Source organism: Kaistella yonginensis, assembly GCF_030409525.1.
GTDB classification, from domain to species: domain Bacteria; phylum Bacteroidota; class Bacteroidia; order Flavobacteriales; family Weeksellaceae; genus Kaistella; species Kaistella yonginensis.
In genome coordinates, this window is record NZ_JAUFQB010000011.1 from 19,065 (window position 1) to 37,033 (window position 17,969).

Consider the following 17,969-nt stretch of genomic DNA (forward strand, 5'->3'; position numbering starts at 1 on the left):
CTTAGGGGTTTACCTCTTTTAAATAGCTTTCAATAATAGCAACTTTGTCATACAAATTACAAATACTATTAATTAAAAATTATCAAAATGAAAAATTTAAAAGTTATTTTAGCAAGTGCCTTTTTAGCAACTAATTTTTTAGGAATTCTAAAAGCGCAAGAAACACCAATTCAAAAATTAGAAGACAAACATTCTTATTGGCAAATTTCTGCTAGGGCAGGTTACGATTTTCCTATGTACAAAGAAACCTTTCGCTTTATTGATTATAAAGGTGGTTTTATGGGCGGTCTATCCGTAAACAAATACTGGAATTGGTTTGGCGTAGAAGCTGATGTAGATTTTATTAACAACACGCCAGAAGCAGTTGATTTACCCGGTCAATACGTAGAGCGTACCCTGCAAAATACCATTCTGGATTATGCTTCTTTCAAAATTCAAAAGAAAGAAATCTCCAGAACATTTGTTGGAGCCGGACCAGCCTTTAAATGGCAAACTGAAAACAATAAATTCACCTCAGAACTAGGTTTAATGGGCGGAGTTGGATTTATAGATGGTGGCGAAATATTGGTAGATGGTGTTAGACAAAATGCTCTTAATGATGTCATCACCTACCACTCAGGTTTTGATAAAGAAGTGGTCTTCTCGACCAAAGCACAGCTGCGATTTAATTATTTCTTTAATGACAATTGGGGACTTAATGCTGGTGCATATTACATGAACCACTATAATGTAGCTGAATCTACTAAAAATGAGATTTTAGACAAAACTTACGGTACAAAACCAGCCACGTATTATTACGTTGAGCGCGGAAAAATAGACAATGTATACGATGATAAAATCATCATGAGATCTGATATTGCAGGAGTTAATGAACCCAACCAAATGCAAAAAATGACTTTACAATCAGTTGGGGTGTTCGCTGGATTATCTTATCGTTTCGGACCGAAAAATCCTGCGAAAGTGGTCGAAACCAAAGCACCAGAAGTAAAATCATATCGACTCGTAGTTACCGCTAAAGATAAATTTTCAGGGCAAGTAATTCCCAATACGCAAGTTTTGATTAAAGATCTGCAGGGAAATATAATAAAAACTGCAATGACAGACGCTTCGGGTAAAGTATATATCGATGAGATCAATCCGAACAATTATGCAATTACGGGTTCATTTAATGAAATTTCACTGGATCCTACTTCAACCAAGACCGCTGAGTTTATTGCCAACGGAGATTTAAACAAAGAACTCATTTACGCTGATCGTAATTTTATTCTTAAAGGTAGAACCTTCCAATGTAACTCTTCGGTTCCGCTTTCAGGAGCTGCAGTTTATTTAGAAAATAAATTTGATGCCTATAAAAAATCGACCATGTCTGATGCAAATGGAGATTTTATTTTACAATTACCACCAAATGCAACCTTCGAACTGTATGCGAAAAAAGAAAATTATTTTTCACAAATAGAAATGGTAAATACGCAAAATTATAATAGAGACCGAAACCTATTTGTAAATATTGAGATTTGCGCCCAAGAAACCAAATGTGGAGAAGGGATTGCTCTGGATAATATTTTATATAATCTTGATAAATACAATATAAGAGAAGATGCAAAACCTGAATTAAACAAAGTAGTGAGATTTATGGAAGATCATCCAGGAGTAAATGTAGAGTTAGGTTCTCATACAGATTCCAGAGGTAGCGATTCTTACAATCAAAAACTTTCTCAAAACAGAGCACAATCTGCGGTAGATTATATTACTTCCAGAGGAATTAGCAGTGCCAGAATTAGCGCGAAAGGTTATGGTGAATCGGTTTTATTAAATAAATGTGCAGACGGCGTACCCTGTTCAGAACAAGAGCAACAAGTGAACAGAAGAACAGAATTTAAAGTTATTTGTCCTAAATAATTGATGTTTTATTTAATAGGAAACTGCCTTGCTTTACGCGAGGCAGTTTTTTTAGTTAAGGTGAAAACCGTACTTCACAAACTTCGTCTAATGAATCACCAATTGTGTAGTGGAGTCTTTTAATCAATGATGAACAGAGGATATTTCATATCAAAAATAATAATTCCACGAACGAGCGGATCAAATCTGATGTCGTACAACGTTCTTTACTATAAATGATCGAAATTTAATTTGCCAGCCTCACCTTTAAAAATGCATTTATAACAGCGAACCTTCAGCGATAAAAAATAAAACGCCGCTATAAACCGCACTAATTCCTATTTTTAAGGGTTACATATCCGGTTAATATTCTGCCATCAGAAAGCGTGATATAGTACCAGTAATTGCCTGTCGGAAGATTTCTACTCAGATATTCGCCGTTCCAAGAGAAAGGTCCTTTCACAGTCTTGTCTAAAACCACCGTTCCAAAGCGGTCGATCACCCGTACTTTGGATCCAGGATAGTTTTCAATTCCTTCTATTTTCCATTCATCATTTACCCCATCTGCATTTGGTGTAAATACGTTGTTTATTTTAAAAATGGTAAAATCTCTCTCGGCAACAGCACAATTTTGCAACCCACTTCGAACATAAGCCGTGTGATTTCCATTGGGCACATTGTAAAAATAATTAGAAGTTTGCCACTGAATATTATCGACGGAATATTCTAAAATTCCAACTCCAGTTGCGATGATTTGAACGGTGCTGTTTTCTATTCTAATGTCCGTGATGATAGGTAATTCTACCTTTTTTACCGATACCGATTTCGTGGTGCTGCATCCAGAAATGTGGGTTACCGTAACTTCATATTTTCCGTTTTTATCTGCGGTAATGACCTGCTGTGTGCTCACTGGATTTCCATTAAAAGTCCATGTGAAAGTGGTATTGGCAGGTTGCACCCCTGCATCGATTTTTACAAATTCTTCGGGACAATATTCAGCAGTTGCAGGTAAATTCACAATTGGCGAAGCATTAAGTTGAATACTGAGTTGAACTTTTGCAGAACATCCAGTGGTAGAATTCAGTTCAACAAAAATTTTATTGAGGCCAGTTTGTAGCGTATGGTTGGTCGGATCAGGAATTACTTGGTTATTTTGGTTGTAAAACTTGTAGGTGTAACTCGCTGAATTGGCTACCAAATTGGTTTGATAAGTGGTTAAATCAATTTTCTTCGTGCCATTTTCATCAGAACATAAAGCCGGAGCAGAAAAATCGGACGCAGGAATATTTGTTGTTACCAAAGTTACTTTAACCGGAAGCCGCGCTACGCTTTCGCAATTTTCACTTGTTTGTGTTGCGTAATAGGTTACCCCATCTTGCAACTGCGTATTATTCGGAAGTGTAGATGATGCAGAAATACTGCTGTACCATTTGATCTGCGTTCCTGAGACCAAAAGATGAGTAAGCGTGGCATTTTGACTGATGCAAAATGTTTGCACAGAATTTCCAATCGGAGCAGCAGTGGTGATTATATTTACAAAAACCGGTGTTCTTTCACTTTCACAGAAATTTATAGTTTGCGTTGCGTAATAAATATTTCCATTACTTAAAGCCGTATTATTTGGAATAGAATTCCCACCAGAAATTGTAGAATACCATAAAATATTGGTTCCCGTTGCTGTAATATTTGCAACTGTCGCATTTTGCTGTACACAGAAACTCTGACTAGTATTGACCAAAGGTTTCGGCGTTGGATTATTAAATATATTGATAACAATCGAAGTTGCCACCGATTCGCAACCTAAGGCATTTTTTATTTTAATCAGATAAGTTTTTGGAAGCAATCCCGTAAAAGCGTTGGAGTTTTGCCAAGATATGCCATCATCGATACTGTATTGGGCGGCATTTTCATTAATGGTAATTTTTGCAGAAGGATTCGTACAGTCAATTTGTTGAACGGTAGCGGTTGGTTTCTTTGGGGTATCAGCAGGCACATTGATTGTTGCCAAAACCGTTGCGCTTTCACAACCTGCGCTATTTTTCACCTTCAAAAGATAAATTCCTGGCGAAAGAAGTCCAGAAGTGGCATTCGATGAATAGCTAACGCCATTATCAAAACTATATTGATTTTCTGTAGAGCTAATCGTAATGGTTCCTAAAGGATTTACACAAGAACTCGGTTGAGCAATTGCAAATAGGGGAAGTGCTGGTGCATTTGGAGGAACATCCACCGTTGCGGTTGTCGCGGGCGAAGGACAGCCATTCACAGTTAATTTTATTTTTACATGATACGTTCCTGGAGATAAATTCGCAGAAGCGGAAGTGAGCCACGTAATTCCATCATCGAAACTGTAAAAACCCGCTGCAGAAATTACGGTAATTGTTCCCGTAGATGCAGTACACCCGGAAGGATGAGCAATAGAAACTTGTGGAGCGGTGGGAGTTGTTGGTTGTACATTTACCGTCGCAATTCCTGCCAAAGAAGTACAGCCCGCACTGTCTTTAATCATCAAGTTGTAAGTTCCAGGTCCTAGATTCGGTTTGGTTTTAGAAGTAACATAAGTCAAGCCATTATCAAAACTATATTCTGCTGCCGGTGTCGTAATTTCAATAGAGCCTAATGAATTTGTACAATCTGGTTGTGCAATCATGAAAGACGGAGCAGGTAAAGGAGCCGGAGTTGTAACCACCGCCGTTGCACCATCGGAAATACAACCTGCTGCATTTTTTATTTTTATCTTATACGTTCCAGGAGATAAACCGGTTTTTGTGTCGGCATAAATAAAAGTTAAACCATCATCAAAACTATATGTTGCTGCAGAAGTTGTTATGGTAATTGATCCAGTAGAAACGCTACAAGTTGGTTGAGTTACACTAAAAGAGGGAGCAGCGATATTAATTCCTGAGTTTAATGTTACCGCTACAGAAGCGGATTCACAAGTGGAACTATTGTTCTTTATTTTCACAATATAGGTTCCAGAACCAATGTTTTTTTTCACCGGAATTGTACTCCAAGTTGCTCCATCATTAAAGGAATAACTACTGCCAGGAGTGGTAATGGTGATGCTTCCGTTTGTAGCGTCGCATTGTGTGGGATGGATTACCGTAACTGCGGGAGTTGGCGGAATTGAAGGTGCCGAATAAATATAAGCATAAGAACTTTCCGACATACACCCGGAAGAATTTTTAACCAAAATATTATAATTTCCTGGATTCAAATTATTTTTTACGGGATTTGTCGTCCAAGTTATTCCGTTGTCAAAACTGTATAAATCTGCGATCGTATTAATGAAAATGCTTCCTTTCGGTACAGAACAAGTCGGCTGAATCGTGGTAACACTTGGTCGGCTGAGGTAAAATTTATTAATCGATGCAGAAACGGTTTGGGAAATACAACCCGCACTATTTTTAATTAAAATATTATAATAGCCCGGCGTTGGATTAAGCAAAGAAGGATTTGTGCCCCACGTGACTCCATTATCAAAAGAATATTGAGCTCCTTGTGAAACCACCGTAATGCTTCCATTATTGCCACAAGTTGGCTGAACCACTTTTATTAAAGGTCGTGGCAGATAAAAAGTATTAATGTACACATTCAAATCATATGGATTTGAGGTGCAATTTTGTGCATTTTTTATGACAATATGAAAGGAGCCAGAAGTTAAGCCGGTTTTTTCATTCACCGTACTCCAAGTCTGTCCACCATCGAAACTATAAGCGCTTGCGGGAGTTACAATTTTGATGCTGCCTTTATTTCCACAAGTGGGTTGTATGACTAAAATATCGGGTCTGGGTAAGTAAAATCTTGCTAAACTCACCGAAACACCATATGGAGCTGATTTACAATCCTGTGCATTTTTTATGCTGATATTGTAATAACCGTCGGCTAAATTGGTGAAATTGGGAGAAGTGCTCCATGTTTGCCCACCGTTGATGCTGTATTGCGCGGCCAGCGATGTAATGGATATGGTGCCACCCACGCCGCAAGTGGGTTGGGTATAAGTATAAGTCGGGTTGGGTAGGAAAAAATCAGAAATATTTACCCAGGTATAATTGGAAGTACAAGTTCCTTTTTTAATTTTAATGTAATAATTATTTGGCGCAAGATTGGTAAAAATCGGCGAAGTAACCCAAGTATTTCCTTCATTAATACTATAGAAATCTGCAGGAGTGGTAATGGTAATCGAGCCCAAAGTCCCACAAACCGGCTGAATAGCCGTATAAGACGGCTCTGCCAAATCGGTCGTATTTAAATAAACAGCGATCGGATTCGATTTGCAATTCTGAGTGTTTTTGGTTACCAAATAATAACTTGCGGCAACTAGATTATCGAAAACTGGTGTAGTTACCCAGGTGTAACCATTATCGATACTATAAAAATCTGCTGCAGAGGTGAAAGTAATATTTCCGATATTACCACAACTTGGACTGGTGGCAATATACGTGGGCTCATTTAAATACGCTGAATTCAAATAAACATAATTGCTTTCCGATACACAATTCAGTGCATTTTTGACCATCACGGTATAACTTGTTCCGATTAGATTATTATAGACATTATTGGTAGACCAAGTTGCCCCTCCATTAATACTATAAAAACTCGCGGACGTAGTAATGGTGATGGATCCTTTCGTCGTACACGTTGGTTGTACTACCGTAGCAGTTGGTGCAGGGAGTTTTGGTTCATAGAGGTAAACACCTTGTGAATAGGAGGTACAGCCCAAGTTATTTTTGATCATCACTTGATAATTTCCAGCAGGAACACTTTTACTGTTGGTAGTTACCCAAGTTGCACCATTATCAAAACTGTAAAAATCTGCCACGGAATTGATGGTAATTGTACCATTACCAGCGCATATAGGTTGAATTACACTGATATAAGGGGTGTCAAGTTTTGGGGGATATAAATTCACAGATTGCGATAGAGATAAACAACCCGCTGTATTTTTAAGTCGAATGGAGTAGGTTCCCACCGGCAAATCTTTCGTATTACTCGTCGACCATGTTGAACCATTATCGAAACTGTATAAATCTGCTTCCGTTTTTATGTAGATGGTTCCTAATTCTCCACAAGTAGGCTGAATAACATCGTAATCGGGGTAGGTATTCTGAAAAGGTTGCAGGTAAATACTTTGAAAATAAGAAGTACATCCTAAACTATTTTTAATTCCGATGGAAAAATTCCCGGATAATACATTCGATAAAACATTAGAAGTTACCCACGTTTGTCCTCCATTGAAAGTATAAAAATCTGCTGGCGTATTGATCGTGATGCTTCCAGCAACAGTACATGCCGGATTCTTCACTGAAAAATCGGGATTTCCGAGGGTGTTACTTTGTATTAAAATAACCGCAGGATTAGAAATACAACCGGCAATATCTTTCGTTCTGATGGTGTACGTTCCAGGTTGAAGTTGATCAATCGTAGCGCTGTTTACCCAAGTTGTACCATCATCAAAACTGTAAAATGCTGCAGTTGAGGCAATCGTAATACTTCCGGTATCGCCACAAAATCTTGGCTGTATCGCTGAATAATAAGGATATGGAGTTAAGGAGGAAACGATGGTTACCGATTGTGCATAGGATGTACAACCCTTCAGGGTTTTTATCATCACCTGATAAGTTCCAGGATATAACCCAGATTTCACTGGATTTGTTCCCCAAGTTTGTCCGTTATCAAAACTGTATTCCGATGCAATTGACGTTACTTTGATGGTTCCCGACGACACAAAACAAGAAGGTTGTGTAATTTCTAAAGTCGGCGTTACTGCAGTTTGGCTCGGTTCTATTACTACGGTCGCGGTACTCGCACAACCAAAACTATCGGTGACCGTTACGGTGTAAGTTCCGATATTGCTAATGGTGATATTCTGTGTAGTTTCTCCAGTACTCCATACATAAGTTGCACCTGAGGAAGCTTTCAATTCGGTACTTCCGGAACACACATTCAAAATCCCAGAAATAGTTGCGGTCGGATTTTTAACTTCAACATTTACTGGAATAATTTTGTAACAACCCGGATCTTTAGAAACTCTGATGTATATAATTGCCGAGGCAGAATTATAACTTGTGAAATTGGCAATTGCATTGGTATTGTTAAAGGCGTCGTTATAATTTTTAAAATAAGTAAAACTAAGACCACTTGTAGAAACAACGACTTGATTATTAAAATTGGTGAGGTTAAAATCCTCTGAACCATCTTTATTCGTATCACATTTTGAAACTTTTGCAGTCTGCACCACAAGGTTACACCCGGAGGAACAATTTAGAAAACTAATATCCCACCCATCATTGGCATCGGGATCATTAGCCGAGGCGAAAATTTGGGTATTGCCACTGCTTCCACAACCTCCTGCAGAACCTGCAACATCGAAATCAGCATTGACTCCCACATTATAATTGCCACTGGTAATATTTGGGAAATCCTGCGCTAAAAGCGAAAAACAGAATTTTTTGTTGACCGTATCCAAACTCGAGGTGGTAGCGCTGGTGTAAACTACATTTCCGGTCGCATCGTAAACCTTTAAAGTCAATTTTTTTAAAGTAGCCGTAATCCCGCCCGAATTTGGCAAAGTGTAATTTCCGCAAACGCTGATCGGAAGCGTAGGACAAACCGCATACAATGGATCCAATGTTACGGATCCTACAAAATTTTCATTCGATTGAAGCAGACAGATGTCATCAACATAAGCATAGCCGAAATGACCACCTAATCCACAACGGGATGCCATAAATTCTACCGTAAATTCTTCGTTATTGGGAATAGACGAAATATCTAAAATTCCCGATTGCCAATTGGCGGTGTAGAGCGTTACGTAACCATAACCACCTTCTGGAACCTTGGTGAATATGCAATTTTTCTCATCTCCAACCAAACAAAATTCACTGACGACTTTTTTGTTTTTATCCAGAATTCTGGCTTTGAAAAATGCTTGATTATCGGTATGGCTCGTATCATAAACCGATTGAAGTATGGCTTTATAATTAAATTTTAAGAAATTTTCGTTGTTGGTTTTAAATCTTTTTCCTTGTACAATAGAGCCATAAGTAGAGGAGCTTTCATGATTGATTTTCAACGCATATTGGTCAAATGCTTTTATATCTCCCATATAACGATCGAAAAGATTGGCAGGGACGGAAGTTGCCATCACGTAAGTACTGGCAGGATTGTATTGGGGAATAGCAGTGTCGCCCGTATTTGAAATCGATTTACATTGCGTTGGTCCCGGTGGATCACCGATATTGTAAAGGAAATTTTTAATGAAATTGGTTCCGCCTATGTTTTCAACTTGCTCGAAACCTCCATTCGTACACATTTCTACCGGAATTTGTGTTGCTTTTTGCATGTTCAATTTTTCCAACTGAATTTGGCGATTTCTTTCTTGTAAGAATTTTATTTTTTCGGAGTTGTTGGTAATAATTTTACCAGACGCATTTTCGAACATGCCATTCCGAAGGTAATTCGAGGTATCAAGCGGAATTTTTTGGGCAAATGATTTTTGAAAAAAGCATAGGATGATTAACAGGTAAAATTTCTTCATTCAAGTAAATTTAATCAGCAAAAATAATGTTAAAAACTTCTTAAAATAAACTTAAAAAAAGCTTAACAAATATAAATAAAAAATGAATTTGAAAGAAACATAATTTTAAAAAAAAACAGAGTAAAAACCTGTTTGCTTAGAGAAATATTTTGAGTAATTACTTGCATTGAGAATTTGTCTGTAGAACTCCTCTATGATTTTTTTCGTTTCTTTTTTGAAAAAAAATATTTGTTCTGATGTTAAAAATTTTTGACTATCGAACGCGAATTGGTTTGGTTGAATAACGGATCATGTTTCAAATGCTCCATTTTATTTAAAGAATATAATTCCTGAATTTTTTCTCCTATGTATTTTGCATCAAAAAGATAAGATGAAATCCTATGAAACTCCACTCAACGAATGAAAAAAAGCCACGAAGTGGCGAAATCAAAAAATCATAAAAAACGCCACTAAAAACCGGCATATTTTAAGAGAAAAACATTTACAAAAACCGTTTCATCTCTTCCTCAATTTGTTTGCGCAAATCCATCAATTTTATCGCATATTGTTCCAACTGTTTTTCTTGCTCGGTTTTCGGTTGAAACTTTGGGACTTCCACAGAATTTCCCTCATCATCAACCGCTACAAATACAATAATACAGTGTGTTTTTTTCTCGAAATCTTTTCTTTTAATGTTCCTAGAAAAAACATTAATCGCAATATGCATACTTGTTTTCCCCGTGTAAATAACCTCGGCCTCCACCTTTACAATATGACCGATTTTGATGGGTGAATAAAACCGAATTCCACCCACATAAACCGTTACGCAATAACTTGAAGCCCATGAACTTGCACAAGCATAACCGGCTTGATCAATCCATTTCATCACACTTCCACCATGAACATTGCCTCCATAGTTAACATCACTCGGTTCCGAGATAAACTGAAAAACTGTTTTATTTTGCATAAAATCTTATTTGATATTAAAGATATTCATTAATTTTTAAAATGTTTAATTTATTCCTAAATTTGAAACATGCAAAAAATATTTTACCTGAAAACCTGCGGAACGTGTACCAAAATTATGAACAAATTCGACCTTTCGTATTGGGAACTGCGCGAACTGAAAAGTACGCCGGTTACGAAAGATGACTTGGCTCAAATGTATGCCCACACCAAATCATATGAATCGCTTTTTAGTAGAAGATCAACGCAGATTAAAACAAGAAATATTGATGTTAAAGCTTTAACAGAAAAAAATTTCAGGGATTTAATATTAGACCATTATTCTTTTTTAAAACGGCCAGTATTTCTTACTAATAACGAAATTTTCATCGGAAATGAAAAGAAAAATATTGTAGAGTTAGAACAATTTTTCAAAACGAAATAATGCGATTTTTAATACTGCTGTTGTTTTCGATTCAATTGTCTGCACAAGCGGTTTACAAAACACCAGCAGGTGCAAAATATCATTTGTCGACGTGTAGAATGGTGAAGAATGTCTCATCCTCCATAGCTCTAGAAGATGCGCTGAAGAGTGGCCTGATACCATGTAAAATCTGTCGCCCTCCTTTTCGCAAGATCGATGAACCAATTTCTCCACCCAAAAAAATGGCGGGTGTAAATTCTCCTAATCAATGTCATGCTCAGACAAAAGCCGGGTCCCGTTGCAAACGAACCACTAAAATAGGAAATGACTTCTGCTTTCAGCATTTGCCTTAAAAAAATATCCCATCGAGGATGAGATATTTTGTCTTTTTACTTGTTCAACTTTCGCTCAAGCACGTTGTACACCCCTATGCTTACTAGCGCTCCCAAAAGATAATAACCCGTCGTCATCCATTTTTTCTGATTGGTGTCTGTGGCGTTATTATTACCGAGCAATTGATCTGCTAAACCAATTGTTCCCGCTGCGCCCAATAATCCAGTTCCTAAGGTTTTAGAAATAATTTGCGTCGTGTTGGTTGAAGTAGCTAGCGTTGAAAATAATAACGCATTCGATAAAATATTCCCACCCATTGCCGCAGCATATACTTCTTCTTCGTCTGTTGGTTGTAAATTTGCCTTGTCCAAAGATGCGCGAACCGCAACTTCACCCACCTCTTCCAAATTGGGTGCCTCGGAACTGTATTTTTTAAAAATTTGATGAACTGCGGTAAGCGCTAATGAGCCTGCTAAGCCAGCGAGGCTTCTGTTAATAAATGACATAATATTTAGATTTATTGTGAGCCAACAAGACTGCGAAAACGATGCCATACAAAAAAAACAGCCTTTGATTACAGCTGTTTTTTTAAATTTTCAATGGTAGTTTTTTAAATGAAAGGTGTCTTCACCACTTTCGCCGGCACATTCTTATTTCTAATTTGAATAAATATATCAGTATCCACTTTCATAAAATCTTTGGCCACATAAGCCAAGCCAATGCCAATTCCTTTCATCGGACTCATCGTGCCCGAGGTTACTTTTCCTATTTCGTTTCCTGCTGAATCTACTACCAAATAATCATGTCTTGGGATGGCTCTTTCCTGCATTTCAAAACCGACTAATTTCCGTGTAATTCCTTCTTCTTTTTGTTTGGCAAAACGTTCCTTGTCTACAAATTCTTTGTCGAATTTCGTAATCCAGCCCAAGCCAGCTTCTAGGGGAGAAGTTGTGTCATCAATATCATTTCCGTACAGACAGAAACCTTTTTCTAAACGCAAAGTGTCTCTAGATGCTAAACCACAAGGAAGTAGTCCAAATTCCTCACCCGCTACATTAATCGCGTCCCAAAGTTTTACCGCGTCTTCATTGTTAAAATAAATTTCAAAACCTCCACTTCCTGTATAACCGGTATTGGAAATAATCACGTCGGAAACCCCTGCGACCGACCCCACCGAAAAATGGTAATAAGGCAGTTCAGAAAGATTGACCTCAGTTATTTTTTGCAACGTTTCGGTCGCTTTTGGACCTTGGATTGCCAACAATGACATTTCATCAGAAGCATTGGTTAATTTCGCTCCAAATTTCTCATTATATTTCGAAATGTGCGCCCAATCTTTCTCAATATTCGAAGCATTTACAACCACGAAATATTTCTCGTCTGTCATTTTATACACAATTAAATCATCTACAATTCCGCCATTTCCGTTCGGCAAACACGTGTATTGTGCTTTTCCATTTTCAAGGGTATTCACATTATTGGTGCCTACAAATTGCAATAAATCTTTTGCAGCAGGTCCTTCTACAAAAAACTGACCCATATGTGAGACATCAAAAACGCCTACTTTCTCACGAACTGCAAAATGTTCCTGCGTCACGCCCGTATACTGCACGGGCATTTCAAAACCAGCAAAAGGAACCATTTTCGCGCCGAGCGACACATGTTTATCAAATAATGGAGTTTTTTTCATAGTATCTTTTTCTTAATTTATTTTTTAGGAGCAACATGATTTTCGTTTCTTTCAAAACCCGTCCCGCTGTACGTTATATCCACTCACCACTTTCGTGGATTCGTGGGATGCCACTACCATCGGGGCTAGGAGTGCAGTTGGTTACTATATTATTGATTTATTTTTGATGCTGAAATAATTTTCTTTTTCATTATTCACTTTATATTTTCAACGAGCGGTTGATCATTTTTATTTTACAACTTCGGTTGTAGTTCAATTTCTTTAATTGCCGTAATTGGTGCTATTTTGACATTTTTATTTTCTTTGGTCACGTAAAAATAATACAAACTATTGGATCCAATTAAATAAATTTGCTGCTTTTCTCCGGTATTAAATTTTAAAATGCTAAGAAATTCTAACTGGTTGCTTTTAATTTTTTTTGCAATTTTAGCTCCGGAGCACCAGCCAAATCCTAGAAAGAACGAGAGTAAAAATACAGCCATAGCCAATAGAAATCTATTTTTGATCTTGTTTTGATTTTCTTTTGCCGTTGAAATATCATCCGTTTTTAATCCCACAAGTTTCTGTGTAATCCGTTTATCTGTATTTTTACTTACATAAAAACTGAGTGCTAAGGTTAATGTCACAATCATAATAACTGCAATGATTAGAGATATGTTTGCGGTTAAATCAGCAATAGGGCCGAGTAAAATATCCATCACAGACGAATAATTTAGGATGTTTACGCCCAACTGATTATACAGAAGACTTTGTTTAAGAATTCCAAGGATGATGAGATACAAATATCCAAGCGGTAAAAATTGTAAAAGCTTTTCTAAATTTTTAATCATATTTGCTTGATGTAAATCGACCGTTTTTGATCATTTTTTACGATTTCGTATTTTACAATTGCTCATTAATAATCCTTTACAACCGATCTTTATATTCACCCAGAATAATCTTAAACCATTCTGTAAAATTTTCCGGATTCGATTCCATTTCTGCATCCAGTGCTTCCATGGTGATATATCTGATGTCCGAAACTTCTTCTTCATTCAAAGAAAATTTTCCGTCATAATTTCCCGTAAAAACGTGGTCTAGTTCGTGTTCCCAAAGATTTCCACCCACATCTGCTTTATAGATAAAGTGAAATTTTGGAGTGAGTTCCATTCCTTCAATTCCCAACTCTTCTTTCAATCTGCGTTGTGCTGCTTCCAGATAGGTTTCACCATCTCGGGGATGAGAACAAACTGCATTCGTCCATTGATTTGGGGAATGGTATTTTTCGGCGGCTCTTTTTTGTAAGAGCACTTCTCCTTTTTCATTAAACAAAAAAACAGAAAAAGCACGATGCAAAAGACCGTTTTCGTGCGCCTGCATTTTATCCATTAAACCCAAAACCTCGTCTTTTTCCGAGATTAAAACTACTTGTTCTTCCATCTTCACAAAATTAAGATTAAATAATCTATTGGGGAAATTTTTAACTTCAATTTAACCTACAAAATTGGGGATTTTTTTGAGAGCAAATATGGTAAGATTTTCATGATTAATCGTTCTTTTTGTAAATTTTTATTCTCATCAGAGTACCATTAACAAAAGGAAAAACCGCTTCGCATAACGATTGCAAATATTTAATAGGCTGTAAATCAATGAAATTTTGTAATTTTGCACCTTAAATTTTTGATGATGGAATTAGAATACAAAGACCATTTAAGCCCAATGCTCAAAGGAGAGATGAAGAATTACTTAATCGATATCGATGGTACGATTACAGATGATGTGCCCAACGAAGAGCCGGAACGAATGGTGACTTGTGAGCCGTATTTAGACGCCTTGGAGACCATTAACAGATGGTACGATCAAGGTCATATCATTTGTTTTTTTACCTCTAGAACCGAAAATTTAAAACAATTGACCATCGATTGGCTCGATAAACATGGCTTCAAATACCATAGCGTTTTATGTGGAAAACCTCGGGGTGGAAATTACCATTGGATTGATAATCATATCGTGAAAGCGACCCAATACAGAGGTAAATTTACTGATATGGTAGAAAAAAAGTTGACCATTGAAGTTTTTAATGATTAAAATAAAGGATGAAGATATTAGCAAATGACGGTTTAGATCAATCAGGAATTGATGCTTTAACAGAAAAAGGATTCGACGTAATTACCACCAAAGTTCCACAGGAATTTTTAGTCGATTTTATCAATGGACATCAGATAAGAACACTGCTGGTAAGGAGTGCAACTGAAGTTAGAAAAGATTTAATCGATGCTTGTCCAACTTTAGAAATCATTGGTCGCGGTGGTGTGGGTATGGATAATATTGATGTGGATTACGCTCGGTCTAAAAATATTCATGTGATCAATACACCCGCTGCTTCGTCAGCTTCCGTGGCAGAATTGGTTTTCGCACATTTGTTTAGCGGTGCAAGATTTTTACAAGATTCAAATCGGAAAATGCCTTTGATTGGCGACACCCAATTTAATCAGTTGAAAAAATCCTATGAGAAGGGAATTGAACTTCGTGGTAAAACCATCGGGATTGTAGGCATGGGCAGAATCGGACAAGAAGTAGCGAGGATCGCTTTAGGTTTAGGAATGCGGGTAATTGCAGCGGATAATAATATCGGTCGAGCCAGCATAAAAGTTAAGTTTTACAATAATCAATTCATCAATGTTGATATAGAAACAGAACCTTTGGGTGATGTTTTGAAGCATGCAGATTTTATTACGCTTCATGTTCCGGCACAAAAAGAAGGGTGTATGATTGGTGCTCCAGAGTTTGAGAAAATGAAAAATGGCGCAGTCATTGTGAATTGCAGTAGAGGAGGGGTGATCGATGAACAAGATCTGATCAGTGCACTCGATTCTGGCAAACTTGCCTTTGCAGCTTTGGATGTTTTCAATAATGAACCAACGCCTTCAAAAGCCATTTTGAACCATCCTAAAATTTCCTTGACTCCTCATACAGGAGCTTCTACGGTGGAAGCACAAGATCGAATCGGTCTTTCTTTAGCCGAACAGATCTGTAGTATTTTACAGACTCATTAACAAAATAATGTACTTATAAATAAAAAGACGCATTTTTCAATGCGTCTTTTTAGCGATATCAAAAATGCTTTTATTTATTTTTCAATAGATCTCTGATTTCTGCCAGAAGATCTTCTTGACTAGGTCCTGCTGGTGCAGCTTCTGGTTCAGGTTTCTGCATTTTGTTTGCTCCTTTAATTAAAAAGAAAAGAACCACAGCAATACATAGAAAATTAATAATCGCGGATAAAAAATTCCCATAGGTTATCCCATTCCAAGCTAATTTGGATATGTCTTCTGCACCTGCCGCCTTCAATGCAGGATTCAAAAGTAGTGGCGTGATGACATCTTCCACCAAAGAAGATACAATTTTTCCGAAAGCAGCACCGATAATTACACCCACTGCCAAATCCATTACATTCCCTTTAAAGGCAAATGCCTTAAATTCTTGAATCATTCCCATAATTTATGTTTTTAATTTTGTAAAGCAAAAATAAAAAATTATTTTACAATTAAGCCGTGAATTGGTTATCTTATTTTATTTTTAGCCAATAATTTATAAATAAAATAGTAAAGTATGGTATAATTCCTTAAATTTAAATAGTGAAAAAGGCATATAATGAAAATATTTTCAGCAGCACAAATCAAAAATTGGGATTCATACTCCATAAATATTGAACCGATTTCCGCTTTGCAATTAATGGAAAGAGCTGCGAATTCCTGTGTAGATTGGATGGTTGAAAGCTATGAAATTAATGACTCATTTTCTGTTTTTTGTGGCAACGGAAATAACGGAGGTGATGGTTTTGCAATCGCCCGATTATTATATTTAAAAGGTTTTGAGGTGGCTTTATTCACCAATCAAAAGCAGGAATATTCAGAAAATGCTTGGATTAATTTAAAAAAATGTCAGGAAATCACTGGAATTGATATTTACGATTTTGAAAGGCTCAGCCAATTTAATTTTAAGGAAAACACAATTATAATTGATGCACTTTTTGGAATTGGATTAAATCGAAAACTCGAAGGAGAAAACGCCGAAATTATTGACGTGCTTAATAAATTACCTTTTTCTAAAATTTCTATTGATCTGCCTTCGGGACTACTTGCTGATCGGATCACAGAACAAAACGCACTCGTATTTAAAGCAGACCAAACCCTCACATTTCAAACTTGGAAAAAGGCATTTCTTCATCCAGAAACCGGCATTTTTTGTGGAAAAGTTCATCTTTTGAATATCGGTTTAAGCGAGCAATTTGGGGCAGAAGAACCATCGGATGACTTGGTGATTGATGAGGAAATGATTCAAAATATTTATAAATTACGAAGTGAGTTTTCGCACAAAGGAACTTTTGGAAAAGCAACCCTAATTGCCGGAAGTTTTGGAAAAATGGGTGCGGCGGTTTTAGCCACGAAAGCTTCGCTTAAAACTGGAAGTGGATTAACCTTCGTACTTGCACCAAAATGCGGATACGATATTCTTCAAACCTCTTGCCCCGAAGCAATGTTTAGTAACGGTGGTGAAAATAGGATCGTAAACTTTGACTTTGAAGATGATTCAGTTCTTGGAATCGGTCCTGCTTTAGGAACTGATGCATCGACCGAATCTTCTTTTTTAAAATTTTTGAAAACGCACCGAAATCCTATGATATTAGATGCTGATGCTTTAAATATACTTTCTAAAAATCCTGATAATCTAAAACTGATTCCTAAAAACGCAATCATAACGCCACATCCAAAAGAGTTTGAGCGACTTTTTGCCCCGACAAAAAACTCATTTGAAAGATTGAATTTAGCCAGACAACAGGCGAAGGAATTAAAGATTTTCATCGTTTTAAAAGATCATCACACCCAAATTATCACTCCGGATAATAGGGTTTTTTATAATGTTTCTGGGAATTCTGGGATGGCAAAAGGAGGAAGTGGCGATGCATTATTAGGGATTTTAGCATCACTGCTTGCGCAGAATTATTCCGCAGAGAATACAGCGATTTTTGGGGTTTGGCTTCATGGAAAAGCAGGTGATTTCGCTGCGGAAAAATATTCCAAAGAAGCCATGCTCGCCTCTGATTTGATTGAAGAAATTGGGACGGTTTTTAAATATCTGAATTAAAAAATCCTTCCAAATAGAATTGAAAGGATTGCGTTTTACACGAAAATTTTTAA

General features: G+C 37.0%; 12 protein-coding genes. 5 read left to right on the top strand and 7 right to left on the bottom strand.

All coding sequences use genetic code 11. The features are described from left to right. Window positions 1-87 precede the first annotated feature (87 nt). The gene (locus tag QWY78_RS04555; RefSeq protein WP_290217045.1) at window positions 88-1,899 is read left to right on the top strand and encodes an OmpA family protein; all 1,812 of its coding nucleotides are present in this window, start codon (window positions 88-90) and stop codon (window positions 1,897-1,899) included. Between the two features lie 310 nt (window positions 1,900-2,209). Here the strand turns inward: QWY78_RS04555 and QWY78_RS04560 are convergent, their stop codons facing one another. Both QWY78_RS04560 and QWY78_RS04565 read right to left on the bottom strand, forming a co-directional pair. Next, entirely contained in the window at window positions 2,210-9,418 is a 7,209-nt protein-coding gene (locus tag QWY78_RS04560; protein WP_290217047.1) for a T9SS type B sorting domain-containing protein, read from the bottom strand. 481 nt (window positions 9,419-9,899) lie between these two features. Continuing rightward, entirely contained in the window at window positions 9,900-10,364 is a 465-nt protein-coding gene (locus tag QWY78_RS04565) for an acyl-CoA thioesterase (protein WP_290217049.1), read from the bottom strand. Window positions 10,365-10,433: 69 nt separating this feature from the next. Here QWY78_RS04565 and QWY78_RS04570 point away from each other — a divergent pair, with 69 nt between their 5' ends. Further along, complete coding sequence (locus QWY78_RS04570; protein ID WP_290217051.1) at window positions 10,434-10,787, top strand: arsenate reductase family protein; 354 nt, start codon at window positions 10,434-10,436, stop codon at window positions 10,785-10,787. Between the two features lie 368 nt (window positions 10,788-11,155). Here the strand turns inward: QWY78_RS04570 and QWY78_RS04575 are convergent, their stop codons facing one another. The 4 genes from QWY78_RS04575 to idi form a co-directional block, all read right to left on the bottom strand. Then, on the bottom strand, window positions 11,156-11,605 hold the full coding sequence (locus tag QWY78_RS04575) for a hypothetical protein (protein ID WP_290217053.1): 450 nt from the start codon (window positions 11,603-11,605) through the stop codon (window positions 11,156-11,158). Window positions 11,606-11,709: 104 nt separating this feature from the next. Next, complete coding sequence (gcvT, locus tag QWY78_RS04580; protein ID WP_290217055.1) at window positions 11,710-12,789, bottom strand: glycine cleavage system aminomethyltransferase GcvT; 1,080 nt, start codon at window positions 12,787-12,789, stop codon at window positions 11,710-11,712. A 233-nt stretch (window positions 12,790-13,022) separates the two neighbouring features. After that, window positions 13,023-13,619 carry a hypothetical protein gene (locus tag QWY78_RS04585; RefSeq protein WP_290217057.1) on the bottom strand — a complete coding sequence of 199 codons (597 nt, stop codon included), beginning with the start codon at window positions 13,617-13,619 and terminating at the stop codon, window positions 13,023-13,025. A 76-nt stretch (window positions 13,620-13,695) separates the two neighbouring features. Then, a complete protein-coding gene (gene idi / locus QWY78_RS04590) occupies window positions 13,696-14,208 on the bottom strand; it encodes an isopentenyl-diphosphate Delta-isomerase (protein WP_290217059.1) in 513 nt (170 codons plus the stop codon). A gap of 246 nt (window positions 14,209-14,454) precedes the next feature. Between idi and QWY78_RS04595 the strand changes: the two genes are divergently transcribed. Together QWY78_RS04595 and QWY78_RS04600 are read left to right on the top strand one after the other, a co-directional pair. After that, the gene (locus QWY78_RS04595) at window positions 14,455-14,856 is read left to right on the top strand and encodes an LNS2 domain-containing protein (RefSeq protein ID WP_290217335.1); all 402 of its coding nucleotides are present in this window, start codon (window positions 14,455-14,457) and stop codon (window positions 14,854-14,856) included. A gap of 8 nt (window positions 14,857-14,864) precedes the next feature. After that, window positions 14,865-15,824, top strand: coding sequence for a D-2-hydroxyacid dehydrogenase (locus QWY78_RS04600; RefSeq protein WP_290217061.1), 960 nt, complete (start codon window positions 14,865-14,867; stop codon window positions 15,822-15,824). Window positions 15,825-15,894: 70 nt separating this feature from the next. Here QWY78_RS04600 and mscL read toward each other — a convergent pair whose 3' ends face one another. Beyond that, window positions 15,895-16,266 (bottom strand): large conductance mechanosensitive channel protein MscL, encoded by a 372-nt coding sequence (gene mscL, locus QWY78_RS04605; protein WP_290217062.1) that lies wholly within the window; start codon window positions 16,264-16,266, stop codon window positions 15,895-15,897. 156 nt (window positions 16,267-16,422) lie between these two features. Between mscL and QWY78_RS04610 the strand changes: the two genes are divergently transcribed. Then, entirely contained in the window at window positions 16,423-17,916 is a 1,494-nt protein-coding gene (locus QWY78_RS04610) for an NAD(P)H-hydrate dehydratase (RefSeq protein ID WP_290217064.1), read from the top strand. Window positions 17,917-17,969 lie beyond the last annotated feature (53 nt).

Excerpts from the sequence above, each read along its gene's own strand:
- QWY78_RS04555 (WP_290217045.1), top strand. The coding sequence starts at position 88 with ATGAAAAATTTAAAAGTTATTTTAGCAAGTGCCTTTTTAGCAACTAAT.
- QWY78_RS04560 (WP_290217047.1), bottom strand. The coding sequence starts at position 9,418 with ATGAAGAAATTTTACCTGTTAATCATCCTATGCTTTTTTCAAAAATCA.
- QWY78_RS04565 (WP_290217049.1), bottom strand. The coding sequence starts at position 10,364 with ATGCAAAATAAAACAGTTTTTCAGTTTATCTCGGAACCGAGTGATGTT.
- QWY78_RS04570 (WP_290217051.1), top strand. The coding sequence starts at position 10,434 with ATGCAAAAAATATTTTACCTGAAAACCTGCGGAACGTGTACCAAAATT.
- QWY78_RS04575 (WP_290217053.1), bottom strand. The coding sequence starts at position 11,605 with ATGTCATTTATTAACAGAAGCCTCGCTGGCTTAGCAGGCTCATTAGCG.
- gcvT (WP_290217055.1), bottom strand. The coding sequence starts at position 12,789 with ATGAAAAAAACTCCATTATTTGATAAACATGTGTCGCTCGGCGCGAAA.
- QWY78_RS04585 (WP_290217057.1), bottom strand. The coding sequence starts at position 13,619 with ATGATTAAAAATTTAGAAAAGCTTTTACAATTTTTACCGCTTGGATAT.
- idi (WP_290217059.1), bottom strand. The coding sequence starts at position 14,208 with ATGGAAGAACAAGTAGTTTTAATCTCGGAAAAAGACGAGGTTTTGGGT.
- QWY78_RS04595 (WP_290217335.1), top strand. The coding sequence starts at position 14,455 with ATGGAATTAGAATACAAAGACCATTTAAGCCCAATGCTCAAAGGAGAG.
- QWY78_RS04600 (WP_290217061.1), top strand. The coding sequence starts at position 14,865 with ATGAAGATATTAGCAAATGACGGTTTAGATCAATCAGGAATTGATGCT.
- mscL (WP_290217062.1), bottom strand. The coding sequence starts at position 16,266 with ATGGGAATGATTCAAGAATTTAAGGCATTTGCCTTTAAAGGGAATGTA.
- QWY78_RS04610 (WP_290217064.1), top strand. The coding sequence starts at position 16,423 with ATGAAAATATTTTCAGCAGCACAAATCAAAAATTGGGATTCATACTCC.